Annotated in this window: 17 protein-coding genes and 1 pseudogene; 8 read left to right on the plus strand and 10 right to left on the minus strand. The window is 60.4% G+C overall.

Annotated features, from left to right (window positions below; translation table 11 throughout):
* Window positions 1–102: 102 nt before the first annotated feature.
* From ACFSX5_RS15865 to ACFSX5_RS15885, 5 genes and pseudogenes are all read left to right on the plus strand, one after another.
* Window positions 103–1181: pseudogene (locus ACFSX5_RS15865) on the plus strand (IS3 family transposase); the annotation flags it as partial.
* 248 nt (window positions 1182–1429) lie between these two features.
* Window positions 1430–2968 (plus strand): DUF2779 domain-containing protein, encoded by a 1539-nt coding sequence (locus ACFSX5_RS15870; protein ID WP_386834750.1) that lies wholly within the window; start codon window positions 1430–1432, stop codon window positions 2966–2968.
* An 11-nt stretch (window positions 2969–2979) separates the two neighbouring features.
* Window positions 2980–3705 (plus strand): endonuclease/exonuclease/phosphatase family protein, encoded by a 726-nt coding sequence (locus ACFSX5_RS15875; RefSeq protein ID WP_386834751.1) that lies wholly within the window; start codon window positions 2980–2982, stop codon window positions 3703–3705.
* Window positions 3706–3782: 77 nt separating this feature from the next.
* Complete coding sequence (locus tag ACFSX5_RS15880; protein ID WP_386834753.1) at window positions 3783–4064, plus strand: hypothetical protein; 282 nt, start codon at window positions 3783–3785, stop codon at window positions 4062–4064.
* Window positions 4065–4114: 50 nt separating this feature from the next.
* Window positions 4115–9259, plus strand: coding sequence for a RecQ family ATP-dependent DNA helicase (locus ACFSX5_RS15885; protein ID WP_386834755.1), 5145 nt, complete (start codon window positions 4115–4117; stop codon window positions 9257–9259).
* Between the two features lie 331 nt (window positions 9260–9590).
* Here ACFSX5_RS15885 and ACFSX5_RS15890 read toward each other — a convergent pair whose 3' ends face one another.
* The 6 genes from ACFSX5_RS15890 to ACFSX5_RS15915 form a co-directional block, all read right to left on the minus strand.
* Window positions 9591–11024, minus strand: coding sequence for a peptidoglycan-binding protein (locus tag ACFSX5_RS15890; protein ID WP_386834757.1), 1434 nt, complete (start codon window positions 11022–11024; stop codon window positions 9591–9593).
* A 418-nt stretch (window positions 11025–11442) separates the two neighbouring features.
* Window positions 11443–12246 carry a hypothetical protein gene (locus tag ACFSX5_RS15895; protein ID WP_386834759.1) on the minus strand — a complete coding sequence of 268 codons (804 nt, stop codon included), beginning with the start codon at window positions 12244–12246 and terminating at the stop codon, window positions 11443–11445.
* Entirely contained in the window at window positions 12200–12637 is a 438-nt protein-coding gene (locus ACFSX5_RS15900; RefSeq protein WP_386834761.1) for a hypothetical protein, read from the minus strand. The genes ACFSX5_RS15895 and ACFSX5_RS15900 overlap by 47 nt, the downstream gene beginning before the upstream one ends.
* Window positions 12638–12717: 80 nt before the next feature.
* The gene (locus ACFSX5_RS15905; protein ID WP_386834763.1) at window positions 12718–13164 is read right to left on the minus strand and encodes a thermonuclease family protein; all 447 of its coding nucleotides are present in this window, start codon (window positions 13162–13164) and stop codon (window positions 12718–12720) included.
* Window positions 13164–14198 (minus strand): hypothetical protein, encoded by a 1035-nt coding sequence (locus tag ACFSX5_RS15910; protein WP_386834765.1) that lies wholly within the window; start codon window positions 14196–14198, stop codon window positions 13164–13166. The genes ACFSX5_RS15905 and ACFSX5_RS15910 overlap by 1 nt, the downstream gene beginning before the upstream one ends.
* Window positions 14195–14830: a hypothetical protein gene (locus tag ACFSX5_RS15915; protein ID WP_386834767.1), complete on the minus strand. Its 636-nt coding sequence runs from the start codon at window positions 14828–14830 to the stop codon at window positions 14195–14197. The genes ACFSX5_RS15910 and ACFSX5_RS15915 overlap by 4 nt, the downstream gene beginning before the upstream one ends.
* Window positions 14831–15001: 171 nt before the next feature.
* Between ACFSX5_RS15915 and ACFSX5_RS15920 the strand changes: the two genes are divergently transcribed.
* Window positions 15002–15844, plus strand: coding sequence for a hypothetical protein (locus ACFSX5_RS15920; RefSeq protein ID WP_386834769.1), 843 nt, complete (start codon window positions 15002–15004; stop codon window positions 15842–15844).
* A 703-nt stretch (window positions 15845–16547) separates the two neighbouring features.
* Here ACFSX5_RS15920 and ACFSX5_RS15925 read toward each other — a convergent pair.
* Complete coding sequence (locus tag ACFSX5_RS15925) at window positions 16548–16709, minus strand: hypothetical protein (protein WP_386834771.1); 162 nt, start codon at window positions 16707–16709, stop codon at window positions 16548–16550.
* A 138-nt stretch (window positions 16710–16847) separates the two neighbouring features.
* Here ACFSX5_RS15925 and ACFSX5_RS15930 point away from each other — a divergent pair, with 138 nt between their 5' ends.
* Window positions 16848–17021 carry a hypothetical protein gene (locus ACFSX5_RS15930; RefSeq protein ID WP_386834773.1) on the plus strand — a complete coding sequence of 58 codons (174 nt, stop codon included), beginning with the start codon at window positions 16848–16850 and terminating at the stop codon, window positions 17019–17021.
* A gap of 55 nt (window positions 17022–17076) precedes the next feature.
* The gene (locus tag ACFSX5_RS15935; protein WP_386834775.1) at window positions 17077–18651 is read left to right on the plus strand and encodes a sensor histidine kinase; all 1575 of its coding nucleotides are present in this window, start codon (window positions 17077–17079) and stop codon (window positions 18649–18651) included.
* 8 nt (window positions 18652–18659) lie between these two features.
* Here ACFSX5_RS15935 and ACFSX5_RS15940 read toward each other — a convergent pair whose 3' ends face one another.
* The 3 genes from ACFSX5_RS15940 to ACFSX5_RS15950 all read right to left on the minus strand — a co-directional run bounded on the left by ACFSX5_RS15940 (window position 18660) and on the right by ACFSX5_RS15950 (window position 20365).
* On the minus strand, window positions 18660–18857 hold the full coding sequence (locus ACFSX5_RS15940) for a DUF2934 domain-containing protein (protein ID WP_386834777.1): 198 nt from the start codon (window positions 18855–18857) through the stop codon (window positions 18660–18662).
* A gap of 64 nt (window positions 18858–18921) precedes the next feature.
* Entirely contained in the window at window positions 18922–19398 is a 477-nt protein-coding gene (locus ACFSX5_RS15945; protein WP_386834779.1) for an SRPBCC family protein, read from the minus strand.
* Window positions 19399–19465: 67 nt separating this feature from the next.
* Window positions 19466–20365: an N-acetylmuramic acid 6-phosphate etherase gene (locus ACFSX5_RS15950; RefSeq protein ID WP_386834781.1), complete on the minus strand. Its 900-nt coding sequence runs from the start codon at window positions 20363–20365 to the stop codon at window positions 19466–19468.
* Window positions 20366–20465: the final 100 nt, after the last annotated feature.

Here is a 20465-nt window from a genome sequence, read left to right on the forward strand (position 1 = left end):
CCTCGAACAAGAGCAGTTTTGGCGTCAGGTGGATTCGAACTTGCGTTCTGGGCGCATTCGGATGGTTTTCGTCGCTGACAAAATTCCTCGCGAGTTGGCGCCGGCATTTCCCCGTCCCAGCTGTTCGCCTGGAAGCGCCGCATGCTCGAAGGCGGCCACGCGGCGGTTCAGGCCGACGAGGATGTTGTTGGCGCCTCCCAGGTCCGCGAGTTGGAGAAGCGTGTGCGCGATCTCGAGCGCATGCTGGGCAAGAAGACGATGGAAGCCGAGATCCTCAAGGAAGCCCTTGATCTCGCGCGCCCAAAAAAACGGACCTCGCCCTTGCTGTCGTGGAGCAATCCAGAGGACGATACCCAGTGAGTGCCATTGCCCGTACGCTGGGCGTCTGCAGGTCCAACCTGGTCGAGCGTGCCAGCAAGCCTGCCAAGCCACGAGGACCTTACCGCAAGGCCGATGATGTGGTCGTTCTTGCTGAACTGAGGCGTATCATCGACCAGCGCCCCACCTATGGCTATCGCCGCGTGACAGCATTGCTCAACCGGCAGCGGCGCAAAGACGGCAAGCCCGTGGTCAACGCCAAGCGCGTTCTCAGGATCATGCAGCAGAACGGCCTCACCCTTCAAAAGCATACGGCTCTGCGGCCTGCCCGCACCCACGATGGTGTTGTTGTTGCCCTGCGCTCCAATATCCGGTGGTGCTCCGATCATCTGGAGATCCATGCCCGCAATGGCGAGGTGGTTCGCATCGTCTTCGTCATCGATGCCTGCGATCGCGAGATCATCGCCTGGTCGGCCGTTGCCAATGCCGGCATCTCTGGCGAGATGGTGTGTGACCTGATGATCGCGGCTGTCGAGCGCCGCTTCCGCACACTCAAGGTCCCACACCGGCTCGAATGGCTCTCCGACAACGGCAGCGCCTATGTCGCCAGGCAGACAGCACAAGTGGCCGCGGCACTGGGCGTTGACCTGCTCTTCACCCCGGTTCGAAGCCCACAGAGCAATGGCATGTCCGAGGCTTTTGTCAAAACCCTGAAGAGGGACTACGCCTCAACCGTCATCCTCCCAGACGCCGACACCATCCTGGCCTTGCTGCCTGAATGGATCGACGACTACTGTGAGGTCCACCCGCACTCCGGCCTCAAGTACCGCTCACCACGCGAGTTCCTGCGCCTCAGTGCCTAAACCCAACCGCCGCCTGTCCGGTGAAACGGGGTCCACTCCATATGGTTCGGGGCTCGCAGCCCAGTTCCTCGCTTTCGTTGGTGCAGTCGCAAGGCAACTGGCAAATGCTCACCTTACCCCTCTCGCTTGGGCATTGGGGCCGTGGAAACTGTGGTGGCCTTTGGTATGCAGATGCGAACTGCTACTAAATCGGAAGGTTAGTTTGGAATGATCCCGCCAGCTCCATTGGCCCCCTGACGAGGCGAAACGTGCGTGCGCTATCCAAGTCCAAGCTTCTCTCTTACCGTCAGTGCGCCAAAAGACTTTGGCTCGAAGTGCATCAGCCTCATCTGGCTGAGGTGAACAACGGCACAGCGCAGCGCCAAGTGAATGGCACTTCCGTGGGAACAATCGCACGCCGGGTCTACGACCCCGGTGCCGATGGCATTCTGGTAGACATCGCAGAGGGGGGCATCGACGTGGCGCTCTCCCAAAGCAAGTCACTCCTAGACAGCGAGGTGCCGCTGTTTGAAGCTGGAGTGGCCGCTGGCGGGGCGATGTTCTTTGCGGATGTGATGATCCGGGACTCGGGGGAGGGTGCGTCTGGCTGGCGGATTGTCGAGGTCAAGTCGGCGACGAGCGTCAAACCCTACCATGAGGATGATGCGGCTATTCAGGCTTATGTCGCGGACTCCGCTCGTCTTCCACTAACCTCGATCTCCATTGCCACTATTGATTCCAGCTGGACATATGAAAGGGAGGGCGACTATCGCGGGCTCTTTCGGGAGACCGATGTCACCTCCACAGCAAAGAGCCGAAAGGTTGAGGTCGCTGATTGGATAAAGCAAGCTGAGGAAATCCTTTCACAAGAGGAGGCCCCAGCGCAAACCACCGGCCGACACTGTAGTGATCCTTTTGATTGTGGCTTCGCCGCGCACTGCAGAGCGGGCGAGCCCAAGCTCGAGAGGCCTGCAGATTGGCTGCCAAGCGTCAGAAACAAGGACCTGAAGGCGGCTATAGACTCTGGCGAGGCGCCTGAGCTGGCCGACGTTCCCGACGAGTTGCTGAACGAAATACAGGCGCGCGTGAAACGCTGCACGATTGAGGGGCTCGAGTATTTCGATGCTGCAGGCGCGCGCGCTGACCTCGCGGCGTATGGCTTTCCTGCATACTTCCTCGACTTTGAGACCATCGCCTTTCCGGTACCCATCTGGTTGGGAACGCGGCCTTACCAGAAGATCCCGTTTCAGTTCAGCCTGCACGTGGTGAGTGCCAGTGGTGAATTGCGCCGCACCGGCTTCCTCTGTGTGTCAGGTGCCAATCCCTCTCGAAGGCTAGCGGAAGCACTGCTCGAGACATGTGGAACTAGCGGTCCTGTTTTTGCCTACAACGCTGGGTTCGAGCGCAGCGTCATCGTGGATCTGGCCCGTACATTCCCTGATCTGAGCTCACGGCTCTTAGCCTTGGCCGGACGGCTTGCAGATCTGCTGCCGATTGCTCGCGCCCGCTGCTACCACCCAAGCCAGCAGGGGAGCTGGAGCATCAAGAAGGTGCTCACTGCTGTTGCCCCTACGCTGCGCTATGACGATCTTGAGGGTGTCAAAGACGGTGGAATGGCGATGGATGCGTACCTGGAAGCTATCGACCCGGATACAGGGGATCAGCGGAAAAAGCAGATCGAGGCACAACTGGATCGGTACTGTGAGCTCGACACCTTTGCCATGGTGCGACTATGGCAGTTTTTCCGGGGTGACGGGCCCGAGATGTCGCTCAACCACATGGACCTCTCCGAGACCTCGCACCTGTGAGTGGGGCGGTAATGGAGGACCAACCATCGCTTCGCTTGCTGAACTGGAACTTGCAATGGAAGAGGGTGGGCTCCGACGCCGGCAGGCAACTTCGCGAGAAGATCCTCACCTACCAGCCTGATATCGTTTGTCTTACGGAAGCGCATACCGACTTCGCGCTTGATGGAGGCTATTGGATTTCATCGGAACCCGACTATGGATACCCTCTCAAGGAGGGGAGGAGAAAGGTTCTGCTTTGGAGTCGGCAACCCTGGACCGATGTAGACACCGCCTCCGCAAGTTCGCTTCCGCCTGGCCGGTTCGTCTCAGGGAAGACGAATACTCCACTCGGCGCTCTGGCAATCTTTGGTGTTTGTGTGCCCTGGAGCGCCGCACACGTTAGCACTGGTCGAAAAGACCGCAGGGTATGGGAGGACCACTCGCTCTATCTCAACGAGCTTAGCGTGTTGCTCCAAACTACCTGTGGTCCGAGGGTCGTGGTTGGCGACTTCAATCAGACAATGCCCCGGTCCCGTGCACCACGCGCGGTTCACGAGCTCCTGCTGAAATCCGCCGGCTCCAAGCTTTCTTTCGCCAGCAGCGGGCCAATCGCTCCGCTGAACAAGCTGGTCATCGATCATGTGCTTCATAGCGCTGAACTGATGCATGCTGCCGTGGAAGCCTTGTCTCCTGAGAACGCCGCCGGAGATCGTCTCACGGATCATGTCGGAGTACTGGTTGAGCTCAGGAGCGCATAACGAGCGTGAACGGATGAAAAGTTCAGCGGCTATAAGTGCTCCGCGGCGAATGCTCAGGAAGCTATGGGGGTGAAGCCATGGGACAGTTGAAGATGGTTTCCCAAGAGGCAGTTCGCGCCATCCTCACGGAAGACTGGGATCCGCTGAACGTGCGGCGTTTCGGAGTCACAGACGAATATGACAGCTACATCGCCGAAGTGTCCGCACTCCTTGTTCAGGACAGCTCGACTGCCGCGATAACCGCGCTGCTCCAAGAGATCGCGACCGTCAGGATGTTGGTGGACTTGCCGCTGCGCAGACATCAGGACGCCGCCGAGAAGTTGCGCCGGCTGGCTGAGAACCAAGCAAAGGAACAGTGACGCTATGCCTAGCCTGATCAGAGCGCCGCTCCTGGCCCTGGCTGTTCAAGATGAGCATTGATACCCAATCTTTCTGGAGCCCGGGGGGCAGTACGACGGAGCCTCTTGAAGCTCTTCTGCAGCGCTGCCTTTCAGTCGATCTTGAAGTGGATCCTGCCACTGCCACGGTATTTGCGTTTGCAGCGGTGCATGCCGATGGCCGTCCGCCGATAGTTGCAAGAAAGGGTGACCTCGCCTCGGCTCTGGATCGATTGGAGACAGAGCTGGTAGGAGCTCGGTTTCTGCTCGGCCATAACATCCTTCGGCATGACTTGCCTCACCTGACCGCGTTGCGGCCACAGATGCGGGGAATCTCACGTTTCGCCATCGACACTTTGTGGCTCAATCCCCTCGCATTCCCTCGCAATCCATACCACCACCTGGTCAAGCACTATCACGACGGCCGTCTCCAAGCGGGCCACGTCAACGATCCGGAGATGGATGCACGCCTGGTGATACAGGTGCTGCGCAATCAATTGATCGCGCTGCGACAGCAGTACATCGACCAGCCCGACGCCGTCACAGCCTTCCATTTTCTCACGACAAGAGCAGAAAACTCAGGCGGCTTCGATGCGGTGTTTCGATCGGTCCGGGGGAGCGCTGTACCCGATGCGTTTACAGCCAGAGCATCGCTACGCAGACTGCTACAGGATCGCGCCTGCGGGAACATGCTGCATGAGCTCCTGGAACAGGTGGAGAGCCCGCGCTTTGGCTGGCCGATGTCCTATGCACTCGCTTGGATCCTAGTTGCCGGCGGTGACTCGGTTATGCCGCCATGGGTGCGTGCGCAGTTCCGTGAGGCAGCCCAAATTGTCCGGAAATTGCGCGACACTAATTGCCGGCGCCCCGATTGTAGCTGGTGCGTCGAGAAAAATGACCCGGTCCGGGCGCTGACTCGCTGGTTCGGGTTCGATGCCTTTCGGGCGCACCCCGCGGACGATATGGGGCGACCACTGCAAGAACGGATCGTTGATGAGGCGATGCGTGGAGCCAGCGTCCTCGGGATTCTGCCGACCGGAACTGGCAAGTCGGTGTGCTACCAAATTCCCGCGCTGTCTAAGTATGACAAGACAGGCTCGCTTACGGTGGTGATTTCGCCGCTTGTAGCTTTGATGTCCGATCAGGTCCAAGGCTTGGCGCGCGCTGGTATATCGTCCGCTGTAACGATCAATGGAATGCTCGCTCTGCCGGAGCGTCAGGACGCGCTGGACCGGGTGCGAATGGGCGAAGCGGCGATGCTGCTGATATCTCCCGAGCAACTGCGTAGCACCTCGGTCCGATCGGTCCTGGCACAGCGAGAAATCGGACTTTGGGTCCTGGACGAGGCGCATTGCGTGTCCAAGTGGGGCCACGACTTCCGCCCGGACTACCGCTACATCAGTCGCTTCATCAAGGAGTCCTCTGGGGATGAGGCGCCGCCCCCAGTGCTCTGCCTGACGGCTACCGCCAAGCCCGAGGTCGTTCGTGACATTCGCGACCATTTTCAGTCACGCTTGGGGAGCGAACTGCTGCTGCTGAATGGCGGTGCGGCACGAACCAATCTTAGTTTTGAAGTTCGGCCTACCCAGCGAAGCACCAAGCTCGCCGACATACTCGAGGCCATAAACGCTAAGCTTCCAAGTGACGACGCTTCGGGTGCGGTGGTCTATTGTTCCACTCGCAGCGAAACGGAACGCGTCGCCGATTTCCTGAAGCAACATGGGCTCTCGGCAGAACGATTCCATGCTGGGTTAACACCGGAGGAAAAGCGGGACATCCAGGAGCGTTTCCGGATTGGCGAGCTGCGGATCATCGCGGCGACCAATGCTTTCGGCATGGGGATCGACAAGCCCGATATTCGGCTCGTGGTGCATAGCGATATCCCCGGATCTTTGGAGAACTACCTGCAGGAGGCGGGCCGCGCGGGCCGCGATCGGGCAGATGCGAGCTGCGTCTTGCTCTTCTCTGCGGAGGACGTTGAAAGGCAGTTCTCACTGACTGCTCGCTCGCGCCTAGCGCGCCACGAGATTGGCGCTGTTCTGAAGGCCTTGCGGCGTCTCGATGACCGCCTGAAGAAGGCTGGCAGTGTGGTGGCCACGCCAGGCGAGATCATTCGAGCTGAGCGGGACCATGAATTCGAGCGAGATAGCGCCACGGACGACACAAGAGTAAAAACGGCAGTGTCGTGGCTGGAGGAGGCCACGCTACTGAGCCGCGAAGAAAACCGCGTTCAGGTCTTCCCCTCATCGCTGAGAATTCGAACCACACAAGAAGCCGAGTTGATCCTGGCTAAAGCCGAGGTCACCAGCACCAGTCGCAAGGAGCTTCTCAGCATTGTTCGGCACTTGATGAACGCGCCTGTGGATCAGGGCGTCTCGACTGATGAGTTGGCCGGTGTTAGCGGACTGACTGGCGGCAAGCTGGTCAAAGCGCTGGCGGATCTTGAGGCACTCGGCATCGCCCGGAACGACGTTGCCGTCACGGCTTTTGTCCACGTTGGCGTCGAAGGACACTCCCAGCAGCGGCTCACCCAAGCTGCACAGCTGGAGACTGCACTGATTACGGTCATGCGAGAGGCCGCCCCCGACGCCGAGGGAGCCGGCGGCATTCCGCTGCATCTGGCCGAAGTCTGTCAGTCCCTCCGGAACAAAGGACACACCACGGTTCGGCCAGACATAGTCGAGAAGCTGCTGCGCAGTATGGGGCGAGACGGGCGCGACCAAGATGGTGGCAAGGGCAATCTGCGGCTGCGCAAAGCATCCCGCAACACCTTGATCGTAACGCTGCAGCGATCCTGGAATGCGCTGGAGCAAACGGCGAATCTGCGGCGGCAGGGCGCCGAGCTCCTGTTGCTACATCTTCTTGATCGGGCGCCCAAAGGCGTTCGCGGCAAGGATGTTCAGGTGGACACCACGATGGGCGATCTGCTCTCCAGTTTGACGGGAGACGCCTTGCTCCGGGCTAGCGGCATTCAGGACATGACTAAGCTGATGGATCGGGCGCTTCTCTGGCTGCACGAGCAGGAGGTGCTTACGCTGGGTAAAGGGCTGACGGTCTTCCGGCAGGCGATGACGGTTCACCTGAATCCTTCGGGTGGTCAGTTCACCGTCAAGGATTTCGGGCCCTTGGAGGAGCATTACCGAGAACAGACGCTGCAGACCCATGTGATGGCAGAGTATGCTGAGAAGGGCATCGCCAAGTTGGAGGACGCGCTGCGGCTTTCGGAAGATTACTTCGTGTTGGAACGCGACGCTTTCCTGCGCCGTTGGATGCCAGGCAGAAGCGATGAGATTGGACGCCAAACGACGGGTGCGTCCTGGAAAGCCATCGTAGAGGCGCTAGATAATCCCGTTCAGCAAAGAATAGTCGCTGACGACCGGGAGAGAACGAATGTTCTTGTGTTGGCAGGACCCGGTTCCGGCAAAACGCGGGTTCTGGTTCATCGCATTGCCTATCTGATCCGTGTCCGACGCGAGGATCCGCGCGGTATCCTTGTTCTGACCTACAACCGTCACGCCGCCGCAGAGATCCGAATTCGGCTGCGACACCTCATTGGCGATGATGCAAATTTCGTCACCGTATCGACGTGCCACGCCTTGGCGATGCGACTGGTCGGCGCCAGCTTCGCAGGAGCCGAAAGCGAGGCGCACGACTTTGACGGCATCGTCATGGAGGCCGTACGCCAACTGAACGGCGAAGGCCTCAGCAGACACGAGGCGGAAGCGCAGCGGGACACTCTCACCCAAGGGTATCGGTGGATTTTGGTTGATGAGTATCAGGACATAGGTCCTGAGGAATATGCATTGATTTCGGCCGTCGCAGGGCGTTCCCTGGACGATCCAGAGCTGCGGTTGAGCCTCTTCGCGGTCGGCGACGACGACCAGAATATCTACGCCTTCGCGGGGGCGTCGGTCAGCTTTATCCGACGGTTCGAGGCCGATTACCGCGCACGTCCCGAATTCCTGATCGAAAACTACCGCTCAACCGGTCATATCATCGCTGCGGCCAATGCGGTGATTGCACCGGCCGCTGCTCGCATGAAGGCGGGTCACGACATTGCCATCGATCGCAAGCGCCGCAAGACATTGGCTGGTGGCGAGATGGTGGCGCTCGACGCAATCGCCCAAGGACGTGTTCAAGTGCTGGACTGCCGAGGCGACGACGTGGCGCAGGCGAAGGCGGCGGTGGATGAACTCGTCCGGCTGTCGCACATAGTTCCAGAGTGGAGTTGGTCACGCGCCGCGATCATTGCGCGAGATTGGCGGCGCCTGACTTCCGTGCGCGCGTATGCTGAAGAGCTTGGCATCCCGGTTGAGATGGCCAATGAGAGCCTCCCCAACATATGGCGCCTCCGCGAGATGCAGCAGTTCATCGAAGGCATCCGTCGTGATCCAGCGCGGCTACTTGGCGTCCGTGAACTGGTGGATGTCCTCAATGCCATACCGACCAACCGCTGGACGGATCTGGTCGCCGAAGGCATCGCGGCGCTGGCGAAAGAGCTTGCAAGTAAGACCATGCCCGTGCCGGACCTCGTTGAGTGGTTCGCCGAATGGGCTCTTGATGCAAGAAGCGAGCAGCGCGCACTGCTCTTGTTGACGGCGCATCGGGCGAAGGGACTGGAGTTTGATGATGTTGTCATCTTGAGTGGCGGCTGGGACAAACCTTCTAAGGGTGAGGACGCAGACGCACCGAGGCGGCTTTTCTATGTCGCCATGACGCGAGCGAGACGCAGCCTGGCAATCATCTCCGATGGGCAGCGCCGCTTTCTCCAGCCTGACGACGAGCATGTGCTGTGCCGAACTGCGCCTGTTGTTGCCGGCAACGAGGTCGCTTTTCCGACCGCGCTTTATCAAGTTCCGGATCTTAAGGCCGTTGATCTTTCTTGGGCGGGGCGGCTAACCGCGGGTCATCCCTCACTTGCAGCGATCGCTGAGGCAAGGGTGGGGGATGCAGCTTACGTCCTACGGGAGGGGTCCGCGTGGATGCTGCGAAATCAGCAGGGGCAAACGATCGGGCGCATGGCTAAAAGTTGGTCCCCTCCGGAAGGCCGCAGCTTTCTTCGCGGCGAAATCGGCGCCATCGTGCGGTGGCGCAGGTCCGATAACAAGGAAGAGTACCGGGCTCACCTTCATCATGAATCCTGGGAAACGATCGTACCGGAACTGATTTTTGCATGATTTAGCGATGGAGGCGCTTTTCTGAACAACCCAAACTGCTGTAGCACAAAGATCATTTGCGAAGTTGTGCTGGACTAGAGAATGGATGCCCCAACGCCGAACACTACTAGATTTGCCCGTCGAACGCAGGGTCTGGGCCGCGTCGTCTTTGGCTTGTGCCTTGGACCCCGAATACATTGCGTTGCCAGCGAGCTTCTGCTTCCGACCGAACGAGCTTTTGGCAGCAGCGGAGAGCAGCCGCGATCGACTGCAGGCACGACTAGCGAGACTGACGATTGCCGAACAGGTGGGATTGTGGAGGGATCATGTCCTGCAAGCTCCCGCCTAAGCCCTAATTCGGGGCGAAGTGCGACGCGATGTAGGTCGCCAGTACGGGTCCAACATTGGAGCGTTCGGTGTCCCAGGAAAAAGAGAAGCCGACACTCGCTGTCTGTGTCTTGTAAAACAGCAGGTAGAAGCTCTTCTCCGCGTCCCGGCCCGCCAGAACAAACCTGTCAGCCCTGAGGGTCTGATAAGTAATCCGTCGGTCAGAAGAGGCCCCCTTCAGGGCTTGAAACAGGTCTTCGAAGGACTGCTCTGCGACAGGCTTGGCTACTGTCTCGAGTACCATCGATCGATCGCCCGCTGCGTAAGCGTGACCGCGCAGCGTCTCTGTTGAATGGGGCAGGAGCTTCAGTGGGACCATAAGGTCGCTGCGTCCTCGATCATCTGAGACCAGTTCAAACCCAAATTCTTCGAACCGGGTAGCCGCAGAGACGCCGAGTTGTTCAAGTTCCCCTTGGGTTGGAATAGCTCCCGCGCCCTGATCCTGTTGATAGCGCTCGAGCGCCCGTCGCGTACCATCGCCAAAGCGCCCATCAACGAAACCGTCATAGTAGCCCAGCAGCAGCAGGTCGGTTTGCACTTGTACACGCAGATCTTCGGGTAGGCCGTCAAACCAGTCCTGCACATTTGCGCTGGCAGGTTCCATGGGAGCATCGCTGGGCGTGATGGAGATGAGGCGCCACGCCTCCAGGCGAGCGCGGTCGAGATACTGCATGCTCTCTGCCGGCGTCTGCGACATTACGTGGAAGAGCTCGCTGTCGATGCCCATCCGCTCAAGATACATCAGAATACTGGACGCGGTTTCCTGGGCCACCGCGAGAGCGGTCTGGCTCGACATCGCGCCGTCCGATGAGAACCGATGCACACCAATCTGGGCTGCTGGAAGACTGTCACGCACTGCTCCTCCGGCGAGAACGAAGACGCAGGCAGATAGGCACTCTCCCTCCGCAACTACCGTCTTGCCTTCGCGACGGAGCCAGTAGCCGGCAGCTAGCGCTGCGGGAACGGAGCCACCGATGCTGTCGACGTACAGGGTATCGAACTGATGGTTCTGAAGTGTCGACAGAAAATCGGCTTGTATCGTTCCAGAAAAGCGCAGTGTTGCCCCATCGGGCGAGAAGCTTTGTTGAGCCCTGGTGAAGGGGTTCTCAAAGCCTGTGGGCGAGACGTATTCATCGACGCCGAAGACCCTGTCGTCGAGCCAAGGACAGTGCCTCGCAAGGGCGAGTGCCGAAGCAGGCGAGAGCCCCGCCTGTGTCAGCGTCTGGCGTGTTGCCACCGGAGCGGTAGGCGACTGGTACTGCGACCCGCGCGTCGCCAGATCAACCTGGACATTGACCCCTTCGATTAGCCTGGTGGTGTAGCACCAGGCGCTGTCCCAATTCTGCTGCAGCTCCGTACTGTAATGGTGTCCAGCGCTGATCGTCCATTCTGTACCCAAGAACGAAACGTCGCGTTCGGCGAATTTTGAGAAATTCGTAGTGACTGGGGTTCGCGGCTCCGGAGGAGTCTGTGTTGCCGCAGAGCCTGGCGACAAGCTGCTACGCTCTGGCGTGGAAGGTGCTGGGGTAGTGGGGGCCGGTGTGGCCTGTGGCGTCGGTGGTGTAGGACGGTTTAGCGGTTCCGGCGCCTTTGCAGCAGCCTGGCTCGAGCTTTCTGCTGCTGGACGGGCCGCAGGCGCTTCGTTGCGCATCAGGCCGAAGTGGAGACCCAGGCCGATTCCAAGTGCAGCAATAGCCACAGCTGCTCCAGTCGCAAGCCGTCGATGCGCTGAGGCACGCATTGACCGGTCGCGAATGGCGGCTTCGGCTTCGGCAGCAGGAAGTGCTGCCACCCGTTGTACGTGCGCGATCGCCTCCTCAAGAAGCGACGTGTTGTGCCTTACTTGCACGTGTCCTTCCTTTGGGAACGCTTGCCTTGGCAAGGACGTCGGTCACTTCCTGGGGCAGGTTTGCCTTCAGTGCTGCCTGGACGAGTTCGGGATCATCGGTGAGCAGAGGAACGTAGAGGATTTCCTTGACCACTGTTTCAACGGGGACTTCGACGCGTTTCTCCACCTGTCGCTCCACCATGACCTCGACAGGCACAGTGACACTGACTGTCCTTACCCGCTTCCAGCGCCAGGTGATCAACAGACGACGTAGAAGTCGGCTAAGCTTGTTCTCGCGGCGCTCTTCGGCACGGCTAGAAATCCGCTGGAGCGCCAGCGCCACGATAGCGGTCATTGGCCCAGCCAGCGCGGCCAGCATAGCCAACGAACCAAACCATACATTGGCTACGAGGCCGGCCTGATCCTCGGTGACATCTTCGGGATTTTGTCCGAAGAAGCGACCGGCGATGCGCCGCACCTGGTCATTCCGCGCCATGGGGATACGCTCGGCTTCTAATGCCGATAGCTCTGAGTTGATTGCTTCAAGACGTGTTTGATATCCGGCCAGCAGGTTGGCCTCATTTGCCTCACTCACCTGTGCCTCTGATAGGCGGGCTTGGGCGGCTGCCAGCCGCTCGGACCAACTGGTGGAGATGCTGTCCAGCTGCGAAACTAGATTGGCCCGGCGCTGCTGCAGCAGAACGGTCTGTTCGGCAGTCATCGGGGATGCCTCGGCTGCCAGTTCATCAAACTGCCGCTGAAGCTGATCTAATTCGACGTCGAATTCGGCCAACGCCGCCCGGTGCTCGGCCTCGAGTCGGGTACGTGGATTGACCAACGCAGCCAGAGCGGCCCGGGTCTGAGCGGCCGCAGCGGGATGTTTCGAAGGTGATGGCAGCCAGGGCTACCAGGAACATCAACACGATTGGCTTCCACCACCAGCTGACCGAGAACAGCAGGGTGGCTATTGGAATCTTGGTCAGCTCGGCCAAGGCCACCATGAAGAATGGGGCGCTCGCCAGGATCAGCTCCATTGAGGTGGAGTCGCTGGCCGAAAATGCCTGGTATCCGAGCGTCAGCCCCGTCGCCAAACCGATGAGTGCGGCCGTGACCTCAAGTAGCCACGCTCCACGATATGTCCACGCGCCATAGGTGGCGAGCTTCTGATTGACGATGTCTGCCATGTGTTGCCCCCACCAGAATTCTAGTGGCAGGGAGCGATTTCCGCTAGCGGTAGTAGCTTAGGTGGTAAATTGGCGTCGGCTCAGTGGCACCACCACTCCTCGCCGTCCGGCCATGCTCGAGCGAGTCCTTCTTCGATCAAGATGTCGCCCACGTCCCGACCATCGATGCGGATGGTGGCAAGACGGCGTCTGCTGGAAGTGCCGTCGTACCCAAAACGCTCGATAGTCCATTGATGATTGTTCAGTAGCTCCAGCAACCGGGCGCTGGCCTGGTGCGCCAATGCAATCTCTGCTGCGCCACCACATATCTGCGTCTGCGGCTCAGGGGTGTCGAAGTCTCTAAGACGGATGTTCTCGCCTCTGAGCCAAAGGGTATCGCCATCCACAACGCATGTCTTGTCGGCTGTATTTGGTCGAGCGCCGCACATCTCTAGTTGGACGGCTTGCGCACTGGTGGCCGGTATCAAAGCAAAGTAGCCGAGGGCGAGGGCAATTGCTGGGAGTAGCCTTTTTGTCTGCGCGATCATTACGCGTTATCCGGGGAGATTTCTGCTGACGCAGAGCGTGCATCCCGCAGCGGAATATGTTCATCACTGAACTGCCGCACCGGAACTGCTAGGTCGTGCCGCATCTGGCGGATGAAGATCAAAATACCTGCGAGCAAGAGGAGAGGGAGCACAAACAGCTTCACGAGATAAGCGACGGCAATGCTGATTGAGGCATCGAAGAGGCTGCCTGCCATTCCGATGCCGTTGGTAACCACGGATGTGCTTGCCGCCACCTTTTCCCGCATTGCGCTGGCAAGACCAGTTGTCGCCTCAATCGTTCCCCGAATGGCATCGGCAGAGCTCTCCATTGCTCCTCCGAGGGTGTCCCTGGCCCAGTCAAGCGCATTGCCACTGCTTGGCGCAATCTCCTCCGTTGCGGCAGGGCCTGTGCTGGCTCCCATTTCTGGAGTAGCGATTCCGCCGACATCAAGCTCGGCTATGGCAGCTTCCTGTTCTTCGAAGATCGCCCTCGCTTCCGCCCAAGCCTGGGCAGTGTAATAGTCGCCAACCACGAAGGCTACGGCGTAGACACTTGGAAGGCACACGGCCGCAAGAAGGCCCACAATGATGAGGCCGCGCGAGCTTTGCGCTAGGACGGACGACCTGAGATCGCCCAGAACCAGGACGATCGATCTCAATATGGCTCCAGCAGCAAGTATCAGGCCTCCAAGTGCGGCGACAATCGGGAGGGCGTAAGTCAAGACACCTGATGAGATGACCACCGCAAAGAGAAGGTTTGTCATTCGATCAAGCGTGTTGATCACAGGCTCAAGGGCTTGCCCTGGGGACGTGGTAAGAGACGTGATTGGCACCGACACTTGGATGTCAGCGTCTCGAACGATGCTCATCACCGAAGTCAGTGCGCGCAAGCTCGCGTACAGCGCGCCACCGTCCTTGAAGATGGCTGTGTTGTAGGAAACGGCTTGGTTCGCGATGGGGTTATAGAAGAACAGGGTTATGCCCAGCAGGGCAAGCAGCACCGGCCTCACCACATCAGCCTTAAGCAAGCTCATGCTGCTCTTCCTAGGCTGCGATATGCGCCAAGTGGAACGACTCCTGTGTAGCCCAGCATCTCCCCGTCCGACGATAGCTCAATATAGGCTCGCCTGTTCTTCTTGCCGACGGCCATGAACACCAGAGCGTCCTTGCTGCGCTCGATGAGGCGCAATGCGTTTCCTTCCCCGTCCACATGGGTGATCTCGGATTGGCCGGTTTCTCGAATGCCTTGCCGGGAGAGGAACATCTCGTTCCTTGCAGCGATGGCATGCCGTCTCTTGGTCGAGGGACGTTGTATGAGGCCCACGAGCAAACCAGTGAGAGTGGCTGCAGCACTGGCTGCCAGTAGGAGCAGCACTGAGACACCTAGCCCTTCGTCGCCGAAAAGCACGCCGGCGATGAATGCAAGGGCAACGGCTACAGCAAAGCCAATGGGAATGATGAGAACATCGATGATCAGCTTCCACCACTCGCCAGGTGCACGCCCCCGGGCAAGATTACGAGCGCCAATATAGGGCAGGCTGATTGACGCCAAGAAGGCACCCAACAGCATCAAAGTCCCGGCCGCTCTCTTGCTGGACTTGTAGAGATCACGGCCAAAGGATGCGCCGAAGCCTGCGACCGCAGCAGCGCCAACACCCAATGCCACTGAATTGAGTCGTGACGTCCTCATCTGCCATATGCCTGAACCGGATGCGATGTAGCGAGTTGATGCAGTTTTTTCGCTTGTTCACAAGTGCTTGCCAGCAGTTCCGGGAAGAGTCACGATCTTTCGCGGCAATGCTCGTCGAGGCGGTGGCCGGGCGTTTACGGGGGGAACGTGCTGAGATCTATCGCGATAGTCATAGCCTTCCTTGGTTGGCAGGTAGAGCAAGCGCGGGCCTTCGACCTTGGCGAATGGGCAAATGACGCAGCAGGCAAGGTGAATGAGGCAGCGATCGGCCCGGCTGTCGAGTTTAGCAGAAACAAGGGGGCGGAAGCGGCGGAGCTTGCACGGGGCATGTCGGCTCCGGCCAGGGAGTTTGCAGGTCAAGTGACCGGCGTAGCAACAGGGGCATGGAGTACGGCCAAGAAGCATGTGCCCTTGACCCTGGATGTTGCAGCGTTCTCAGGGAACGATTTCGCTGCTTGGTTGCATTTGCAGGAACTCAATCAATTCGCACGAAGTCTACAGGTGGACGAACGGTACGATGCGGCTCGGATAGCGATCGCGGCAAGTCTGGCGGCTATTCCGCGCGATCCAGACTGGTGGCGTGATGTAACCGTGAGCACAACGGTTGTGGGGGTAAGCACCTTCGGTGCGACGGCGGGTTGTACTGCGGCTGCATCGCCGGCGGGTCCTGTCGTGATGGCCGCTTCTGCAGCGGTCTGTAGTTCGGCTGGAGCGTGGGGCGGTACATTCGTTCTGACAGAGGGCTATGCCCTGGCTGGTGTGACACCGAACAGTGATGCGCTTGAGTTGGGCCAATGGGTGGGCGCTTCAGCGGGCACTCTTGGAGCCGCTCACCTGTTGCGATCAGCGCCGAGTAAGATTTCCTTTCAGGGCCTCGATCGCGCATCAGATTGGCTATCGGATTTCACCCCGATTGGTTGGAACGCTGACCTCCCAGTCTTCGGAGTGCTGGAGGATGGACCGTGGCTGGACGCCGCGTCGGCGAACTGACGCCCTGAACGATCAACGGGCGTGTCGGGGCGGTTCTCGGGTCCAGTGCCAAGGACGTGGGCCATGCGAAAATATCCCGCAAGCAGATGAATGACGTCCTACCGAGGCTAGCGCGTGCTGGCCGAGACCTATGACTGCCGCGAATTTGACCTGGATATTTTCCGCCGATTGGCACGATGACCGGGAAGTGCGTGCGCGTCGGCACACGCTCGCCAATTCACCGATGATGAGCTGCCACAAGGCTTTGAGGGGCTGACCCAAGCTGTCCAGATTCGCATCGGTCTAAGGGGCTGTACACGACGATCCAAGCTACGCAGCGGTGGGCTGGGCAAATCCCTACCTCCTGGCACCAACGCCGAAGCAGTTTTTGAACGAGTTCGAGAACGGGCTTTCCTTTGTGAGGGCCGGCTTTGGTTGACTTGTCGTTAGTCAGTTCCGAGCAAGATGGTCACTTCGCAGCGGTTTGGTCGCTGCGCCAGATGCAAACCATCAGCGAACGGATCTTCTCGCCACAATACGACATGGTCGCTAATCGCGTTGAGCGCCGTGCCGTCTGAGCTCGTCCATAGGCTCAGAATGCCAGCTGGACTGAAGTGCGGATGGGTGGTACACACCGGCGTAAACACGGCCTGCTAAGTCACTGATTTCGCTCACACAGTTTCGGATTCGGGACTGTCCCATCCTCTCCGCCATTTCCCCGCCGCTAGTCGTACGTATCCTCGTTCGCCCCCGCAGAGCGTTCGCCGTCGGCGCCGGGGAGGTCGTCTTTGCTTTGGGTCTGTTTTGGCCGCTGCTGATCCTTGTTGCGGGCGGGGCTGCGGTCCTGTTGTTCGGGCTTGCCGCTTTGATTTTGGCTGTCTTGCATCTGCATTCTCCGTCTTGCGAGAGCGAAACGCTTGACGGGCCAGAGGGTGCCCGCTGAACCAAATCTTTGACCTGTGCCATGGTGAGCGGCGGGAACTGCGGCGCCAGCAAGGTGTTCGATGAGCAACAGGAGGTTGTGATGATCGAGCAACAGGTCCGCGAAGCCATTGTCGCCGAACTCGAGAGGCAGGCGGCTGCAAAACCAAACAAGCTGAAGGTCGAGCGCACGGAAGACGACCTGAGGGTGTCCGGCGAAATCCGCCTCGATGAACTGGTGATGGCGGTGATCGGGTCCGTAGCCGGCGGTCCGTAACGCATGCAGCGCATGACGCCCCCGCCTCTGGCGGTCGTCCGGAGTCGACTCTATAGTGCCGCAAAAGCGGGAGGCGGGGCTGGCAGACCGATCAAGGCTGAGTTGGGGTAAGGTGCCGGCGATCCCGGCGGCGCTTACGCTGCTGCTGTTGTTTCTGGCCGCATTCGCCGGCATTTTCAGCTATTTTCTGGTCCAGGGCGTTGGCCAGACCAGTCGCAACATCGAGCAGCGCTCCGCCGCCGCCGCGCAGATCGTGGCCACCAACGCCTACTGGATCGCGCAGGTGGCGCAACAGACCTTGCTGCGCGTCGATGTCGCCCTCGAGGCTGATCTCACCGGCATTGCCAATCTGCCCCTGGCGTTGGAAGGTCTGCCCGAGAACGCTGAAGTTTACGTAGTGGACGATGCAGGGAGCACTATTTACGCGACCGTCCCGGGCGCCGATGCGGTATCGATCGCCGACCGGCAATATTTCATCGCTGTTCGAGAGGGAGCGCCCTACTACACCTCAAGCCTGCTTCAGAGCCGCATCACCGGCGACCAACTCTTTGTCTTCAGCAAGCGTGTGGAACGAGGCGGCGCTTTCGCCGGGGCCATTATGGTCTCCTTCCCGGTATCAGTGCTGGAAAGCGTCTGGCGCTCGCTCGGCGTGGAGGAGCCATCCACCATCAGCCTCGTCCGCGACGACGGCATGCTGATGGCGCGACTGCCGCCGACCGACGGCCTGGTGGATCTGAGCGAGCTGCCGCTTTTCACCGAGTACCTTCCGGCGTCGCCCACCGGAACCTACTACTCCGCCGCCTCGCCCGTTGACGGAGTCCCGCGCGTTGTCAGCTACTGGCGGGTGGAGGGGACGAATATCGTCGCTCTAGCCTCCGTCGCGTCGGCGCACGCCTGGTCGGAGCTGAACGGGGCCGTTGTCGCCGTCCTCGTGATCGTTTCGCCGATCATCCTGGGGCTGGTGATCGGCTCCATCTGGATCATCCGCTTGCTCATGCGCGATGCCCGCCGGGGCCGGGATCTGGAGGCGGCACTCGAAGCCAATACCCTCCTGTTTCGCGAAATCCACCACCGTGTGAAGAACAATCTGCAGTCCGTGCAGGCGCTGGTGCGCATGCAGAACATGCCCGATCCGGCCAAGCGGGACCTGCAGAGTCGGCTCGCTGCGATGGCGGCGATGCACCAGCACATCTATCAGCACGACAACTACTCCAACATCGACGCGCATGACTTCGTGCCCGCCGTTGCGGGAGAGGTTGTGCGCGCCTACGGCTCGCCGGTCGAACTCCGCTACGACGTTGCCCACCTGATCGTGGACAGGGACCACGCCACACCGCTGGCGCTGCTGCTCAGCGAACTCATCACCAATTCGCTGAAATACGCTTTCCCCACCGGCGAGGGACAGATCGACGTCTCGTTGCTGCCAGTGGGCGCCACCGGGCGCGCAAGGCTCATCGTGCGCGACAACGGCAAGGGCATGGGCGATGACATCCCTGGCTCAAGCATGGGCATGCGGCTGATCAAGGGCGTCGTTGCCCAAATGGCCGGCACTTACAGCTTCCGCACCGAGAACGGCACCATCTTCGAGGCCGAACTGGCGCTGGAGGTTTCCGGCCATCCAAGCGGCTGAGCGCGATCTCAGTGGGCGGCGAAGCCTGCCTGCACCACAGGCTTTCCGCCCTTGCTCTGCTCCTCTGAAATGTCGAGATCGCCCTCTTCAGCGAGTTCCCGTTCTGCCTGGTGCCAGAAGCGCTGGTCGTCGCCCTCCGGTGAACCGGCTGCCTCCCAAAGCGCATAGGCGCGGTCCCGTATCCTGTCGTCCTGGTGCGGATCCATGATCTCCTCCTCCGAGCGGCGAGCCGCCGCACCGTCTCAACGCAGGAGCCAATCGCTGGTTCGGCTATAGACGCTGGGCAACTTCCTCGAGTTGGGCTGCGCAAATGCCCCAGCCCTCATGAAAGCCCATTTGCTTGTGGGCCGTTGCGTCGTCGGCGTTCCAATGCCGGGCGATGGCGGTGTAGCGCGTCCGCCCGTCGCCGGCGTCCTCGAACAGCAGGATGGTGGTAAAGAACGGCTTCTCCGAAGGCTGCCAGTCACCCACATAGGCATCGGTAAACACCAGCTTCTGGTTCGGCACCACTTCGAGATACTGCCCCGGATTGGGGTATTCGGTGCCGCTCTCGTCGGCCATGGTGATGCGGCTCGCCCCGCCCGGACGAACGTCCGCTTCTACAGACGGTGTGCTCCAGGGGTTCGGCGCGAACCATTGCTTCAACAGGTCTGGCTCGGTCCAGCAGCGATAGACCTTGTCGCGTGGGGCGTTGATGACGCGGGTCAGCACTAGGTCGCGCTCGGTGTCTTCTGTGGGGTAGGTCATGATTGGCTCTCCGGCAGATCTTCTGCTCTTGCGACGAGCCACCGCGGCGGTTTTCGACAATGCTCCGCTACCGTGCGCCGCCTTCAGTCATGGAAGCGAGTGCAACCCGCAGCCGGTCGCCGCTTGCGCCCAGCAATGCCTCGGGTGTCTCGACGCCCCTTGCGGCGAGCACGGCCGCTTTGACTGCTCCATTTGTCCGCACCAGTGCGTTCTCGGCCTCGGCTTCCGACACGGACGCGATTTCCATCACCATCCGCCGGGCTCGGTCGCGCAGCTTGATGTTGTCCGCTACCAGATTGACCATATAGCCGTCATGGACGTGCCCAAGATGGACGGCCATCATCGTCGACAGCATGTTGAGGGCGATTTTCTGTGCCGTCCCTGCACCCATGCGGGTCGATCCCGCCACCACTTCCGGCGGGGTTTCGAGGCAGATGCCGACATCGACCTGCTCAAGCAACGGCGCGCCGCGATTATTGGCGACACCGATCGTCTTCGCCCCCGCCGCTGCTGCTGCCTTCGCGGCCGCAAGCGGGTAAGGGGTGCTGCCGCTTGCGGTGACGGCGATCAGTGCGTCCGCCGGGCCGACACCCAAGCGTCGCACCTCGGCCTCGGCGGCCGCATCGTCATCCTCGGGGGAGCCGGTCATCGCCATCAGCGCCTCAGTTCCGCCGGCCAGCAGCACGACGATCCGGTCGCGGGAGATCCCGTAGGTGCCGGGTAGTTCCAACGCATCGGCAAGGGCCATAAGGCCGGAGCTTCCTGCCGCCGCATAAACGAGCCGGCCGCCGCCCGCCAATGCACGGGCAGCTACCTCGGCAGCGCGCGCAATCTCGGGAACGGCCGCTTCCGCAGCCGCTGCGGCATCGACCTGCGCCCGTGCCAGCACCCTGAGCGCCTCGTGGGCCGGCAGCGTGTCGAAGCCCTCCGCCCGCGGGTGACGCATCTCTGTTTTTCTGGCGTCCATGTCGGTCCCTCCTGCCGAAGAACTCTAATGCCAAAAAAATACCACTTGTCCAGCGATGCGGCTTCGGGCCAGAGGAGTGGCTGAACCTGGCACGTTCGGC

This window comes from Devosia albogilva, from assembly GCF_042685625.1.
In the GTDB taxonomy this organism is placed as follows: Bacteria; Pseudomonadota; Alphaproteobacteria; order Rhizobiales; family Devosiaceae; genus Devosia; species Devosia albogilva.